The sequence below is a fragment of the Roseomonas sp. TAS13 genome (assembly GCF_001950415.1).
Lineage (GTDB): Bacteria > Pseudomonadota > Alphaproteobacteria > Acetobacterales > Acetobacteraceae > Roseomonas > Roseomonas mucosa.
In genome coordinates this window covers 1-4,448 of the sequence record NZ_BDLP01000356.1, presented here as the reverse complement: position 1 = coordinate 4,448, position 4,448 = coordinate 1, and the positions used below count along the sequence as shown (strand labels likewise).

The following is a 4,448-nucleotide window of genomic DNA, read 5'->3' as shown; positions in this document are numbered from 1 at the left end:
GACAGGTCGGCGGAAACGCGGCTGCCGCCGAAGCCGCCGGCCAGCAGCGCAGCGAGGCCCTCGCGGTCCAGCGGGCCGGTGCCGGCGCCGGCCAGGGCGCGCCAGAGCTGCAGCCGGCCTTCCAGCACCTCGGCGCTTTCGCGAGCCACCAGCGCGGCCTCGTCCACCGGCCCGATCAGGTCGAGTGCACCGGACACGCTGCCCAGGGGCCCGCCCAGGTCGTGGCAAAGGCGGGCGCAGAGATCCTGGGTCAGGGATAGGTCGAATCGCATTCCGGTATCGGTTCCGTGGGAAAGCATGCTCTCTGGCGGATCAGGGGTTGCCGCAAGATGAACGCATGCCCTTCCTTGCGCCTCCGTGATGGGCCCCGTCATGGACACCCGGTGCTGGCCGGTGCCATTCTGCCGGCATGTCCGCCGGAAACAGCGACCTGATCGAGCCTGGAATGCGCGTGCGCCATCCGTCGCGCCCGGACTGGGGCATCGGACAGGTGCAGTCCGTGACCGGGGAGCGCGTGACGGTCAATTTCGAACATGCCGGCAAGCTGCTGATCAACACGGTGCACGTGACGCTGGAGATCGTGCCGGACCGCTGAGGCCGGCGCCGGGCTGTGCCGTGCCGTGCCGACAGGGCCTTGCGGCGGCGCCCGTGTCCCGCCACATCGGAAGGCCACCGCCGTCGTTTCGCCGGGCCCATCCACAGACGCCAAGGCCATCGTGACCGACCTGCCCCTCCCCTTTTCCGCCGGCACCGCCTTCACCGGCCCTTTCCCTGCCACGACACCCGCTCCGATGGAGGACCCCTTCGGGCGCCGCATCAGCTACCTACGCGTGTCGGTCACGGATCGTTGCGACCTGCGTTGCGTCTATTGCATGGCGGAGGACATGACCTTCCTGCCGAAGGCGGAGGTTCTCGGCCTGGAGGAGCTGGACCGGCTCTGCGGCGCCTTCATCGACCTGGGCGTGGAGCGCATCCGGCTGACCGGTGGGGAGCCGCTGGTCCGGCGCAACGTGATCTCCCTGTTCCGCTCGCTGGGCGCGCGACTGGATGGCGGAGGGTTGCGGGAGCTGACGGTCACCACCAACGGCACGCAGCTCACGAAGCTGGCGGGCGACCTCTACGGCGCCGGGGTGCGGCGGGTGAACGTCTCGCTCGACACGCTGGACCCGGGCACCTTCCGCGCGGTCACGCGCTGGGGAAAGCTGGACCAGACGCTGGAAGGCATCTTCGCCGCCAAGGCCGCCGGCCTGGCCGTGAAGATCAATGCCGTGGCGCTGAAGGACGTGAACGAGGCCGAGTTCGACCGCATGATCGAATGGTGCGGTGAACACGGCTTCGACCTCACCCTGATCGAGACCATGCCGCTGGGCGAGATCAGCGGCGACCGCACGGACCAGTACCTGCCGCTCTCGCTGGTGCGGTCGCGGCTGCGTCTAAACTGGACGCTGGAGGAAAGCGACCACCGCACCGGCGGCCCGGCGCGCTATTACCGCGTGGCGGAGACCGGCGGCCGCCTCGGCTTCATCACGCCGATGACCCACAATTTCTGCGAGAGCTGCAACCGGGTCCGCCTCACCTGCACGGGCACGCTCTACATGTGCCTGGGACAGGAGGATGCCGCGGACCTACGCCGCCCGCTGCGCGACCCGGCGCTTGGGGAAGCCGGTCTGCAGGCGGCGATCCGCGACGCCATCGCCCGCAAGCCGAAGGGACATGACTTCGTGATTGACCGGAGGCAGGCTCGTCCTGCACTGCATCGTCACATGTCCGTCACCGGGGGCTGAGCGTGCCGTCCGAACTGATCAATTCCCTTGCGATCCCGGGGCTGCCTGAATGGTCGGGCCTCGTGGTGGCGCTGCTGCTGCTGCTGGCGGCGATCGCCTTCCTGCTGATGCCCTTCAGCGTCTTCGGCGTGAAGGGCCGGCTGGAATCCCTGGAGGCGCAGCTCGACGAGATCCAGGACGACATCCGCGCCCTGGCCATGCGCCTGCCGGAACTCCCCTCCTCGCGCCGCCTGACGCCCGAGGAAGGCTGGGAAAGCCCGCCCTCGATGCGGGCCACCGCGCAGCGCGACATCCGGCCCGTCCGTACCACGCCGCCCGTGCCGCCGCCGCCGGAGGTGCCGGGCAGCCGCGGCTACCGCCAGGAGCCGCGGCTGCGCTGAGAGGGGCGGTCCCCAGCGGACCGGCGATGCGCTAGGTTGCGTCGCATGCCGCCCAAGCGTGCCCCCGAGGCCCCCCATGCCGCGCCGGACCTGTTCGGCCAGCCACACGAGACCAGCGGCGAAGCCCCCGCATCCGGACCGGGCGCCACACGCTCCGGCGGCGCCCCGGTTGCGACCCCTTTGGCCGACCGCCTGCGCCCGCGCCGCCTCGCGGAGGTGGTCGGGCAGGACCACCTGCTCGGCCCGCAGGGCAGCCTGCGCCGGATGCTCGACCGCGGCGCCCTGGCCTCGCTGATCCTTTGGGGGCCACCCGGGGTGGGCAAGACCACCATCGCGCGCCTGCTGGCGGAGGAAGCGGGGCTCCGCTTCGCGCCGCTCTCGGCGGTCTTCTCCGGCGTCGCCGACCTCAAGCGCGCCTTCGACGAGGCGCGCGCCCGGCGCCAGAACGGCCAGGGCACGCTGCTCTTCGTGGACGAGATCCACCGCTTCAACCGGGCGCAGCAGGACGGCTTCCTGCCGGTGGTGGAGAACGGCACGGTGGTGCTGGTCGGCGCCACCACCGAGAACCCCTCCTTCGCGCTGAACGGCGCCCTGCTCTCGCGCTGCCAGGTGCTGGTGCTGCGGCGGCTGGACGACGCGGCGCTGGACCTGCTGCTGGACCGCGCGGCGGCGGAGGCCGGGCGCCCCCTGCCGCTGGACGAGGCGGCGCGGTCCGCGCTGCGCGCCATGGCCGATGGCGACGGGCGCTACCTGCTGAACATGGCGGAACAGCTTCTCGCCCTGCCCGAAGGCACGGCGCCGCTGGATGCGCGGGGGCTATCGGAACTGCTGGCCCGGCGCGCCGCGCTCTACGACAAGGACCGGGAGGAGCATTTCAACCTCATCTCGGCCCTGCACAAGTCGCTGCGGGGGTCCGACCCGGATGCCGCGCTCTACTGGTTCGCCCGCATGGTCCGGGGCGGGGAGGACCCGCGCTACATCGCCCGCCGCCTGCTGCGCTTCGCCTCGGAGGATATCGGCGCCGCCGATCCCGCCTCGCTGCACCTCGCTTTGGCGGCCTGGCAGGCCTATGAGCGGCTCGGCTCGCCGGAGGGGGAGCTGGCCCTGGCGCAGCTCGTGCTGCATCTGGGCGCGGCACCCAAGTCCAACGCCGCCTATGTCGCCTGGAAGGAAGCCCAGTCCACCGCGGCAGAGACGGGCAGCCTGATGCCGCCCGCGCATATCCTGAACGCGCCGACCAGGCTGATGAAGCAGCTCGGCTACGGTCAGGGCTATGCCTACGACCACGACCAGGAGGATGCCTTCTCCGGCCAGGACTACTTCCCCGAAGGGATGGCGCGGCGCCGCTTCTACCGCCCCACCGACCGGGGCGCCGAGGCCCGGGTGGCGGCGCGGCTGGAGCAGTGGGAGGAGTTGCGGGCGCAGCGCCGGAACGAAGGGCAGGCCGAGGGTTGACCGCCGGGAGGCACCCGGCGGCCGCCCTTCAACCGGGCCGGCGCATGTCGAAGCGGTTCTCCGGCCTGATCGCGGCATAGGCGCTCGGCCCGCCGGCGCGCAGGATCACCCCGGCGCCGAAGGTGTCGAAGATGCCCTCCTTCAGCAGGCTGCGGCGGATATGCACCGCCACCACCTCCCCCAGCACCAGCCAGGCCTGGGCGGGGTTGCCGTGATAGCCCTTGAGCTGGACGATCTCCGAGACCTTGCATTCGAACTGCACCGGGCTCGCCGCCACGCGCGGCGGCGCGACGAGGCGCGAGGGCGCCTTCTCCAGCCCGGCCAGGGTGAATTCGTCGGTGCCGTAGGGCACCGGGGCGCAGCTCGCATTCATCGCCTCGGCCAGCTCGCGCGTCGCCAGGTTCCAGACGAACTCCCCCGTTTCCCGCGCATTGCGAAGGCTGTCCTTCGCCCCGGTGGAGGAGAAGCCGATGATCGGCGGCGTGTAGTTGAAGGCGTTGAAGAAGCTGTAGGGCGCGAGGTTGACGCTGCCATCCTGGCCCTGGGTGGAGACCCAGCCGATCGGACGTGGCCCGACGATGGCGTTGAAGGGGTCGTGCGGCAGGCCGTGGCCCTTGGCCGGCTCGTAGAAGTGGGTGTCGTCCTGCTGGTTCATGCTGGGCCCTGCTGCTCCGGTGGCGTGGTTGGGCCGAACCTGCCCCGGTTCGGCCCGCATGTCGCCTCCCCCTCTCAACGCGCCCGCATGGCCCGGGCGCCCGGCTGCCGGGGATGGGCGCCGGCCTCCTGCCCGCGCCCGTCGCCACGGAACCACGTCGCGGCGGGCTGTGCC

5 protein-coding genes and 1 pseudogene are annotated in these 4,448 nt (G+C 71.5%); 4 read left to right on the top strand and 2 right to left on the bottom strand.

Going from position 1 to position 4,448, the window contains the following annotated elements; translation table 11 throughout:
- Positions 1–272: pseudogene (locus tag ROTAS13_RS20050) on the bottom strand (hypothetical protein); the annotation flags it as partial.
- A gap of 137 nt (positions 273–409) precedes the next feature.
- Here ROTAS13_RS20050 and ROTAS13_RS20045 point away from each other — a divergent pair.
- The 4 genes from ROTAS13_RS20045 to ROTAS13_RS20030 all read left to right on the top strand — a co-directional run bounded on the left by ROTAS13_RS20045 (position 410) and on the right by ROTAS13_RS20030 (position 3,619).
- Complete coding sequence (locus ROTAS13_RS20045; protein ID WP_019461189.1) at positions 410–595, top strand: DUF3553 domain-containing protein; 186 nt, start codon at positions 410–412, stop codon at positions 593–595.
- Between the two features lie 196 nt (positions 596–791).
- Positions 792–1,784 (top strand): GTP 3',8-cyclase MoaA, encoded by a 993-nt coding sequence (gene moaA / locus ROTAS13_RS20040; protein WP_058389550.1) that lies wholly within the window; start codon positions 792–794, stop codon positions 1,782–1,784.
- A 2-nt stretch (positions 1,785–1,786) separates the two neighbouring features.
- Positions 1,787–2,164, top strand: coding sequence for a hypothetical protein (locus tag ROTAS13_RS20035; protein ID WP_051004836.1), 378 nt, complete (start codon positions 1,787–1,789; stop codon positions 2,162–2,164).
- A 45-nt stretch (positions 2,165–2,209) separates the two neighbouring features.
- Positions 2,210–3,619 (top strand): replication-associated recombination protein A, encoded by a 1,410-nt coding sequence (locus tag ROTAS13_RS20030; protein ID WP_058389551.1) that lies wholly within the window; start codon positions 2,210–2,212, stop codon positions 3,617–3,619.
- A 28-nt stretch (positions 3,620–3,647) separates the two neighbouring features.
- Here ROTAS13_RS20030 and ROTAS13_RS20025 read toward each other — a convergent pair whose 3' ends face one another.
- Positions 3,648–4,274, bottom strand: a complete 627-nt coding sequence (locus ROTAS13_RS20025; protein ID WP_058389552.1) for a flavin reductase family protein — start codon at positions 4,272–4,274, stop codon at positions 3,648–3,650.
- Positions 4,275–4,448 lie beyond the last annotated feature (174 nt).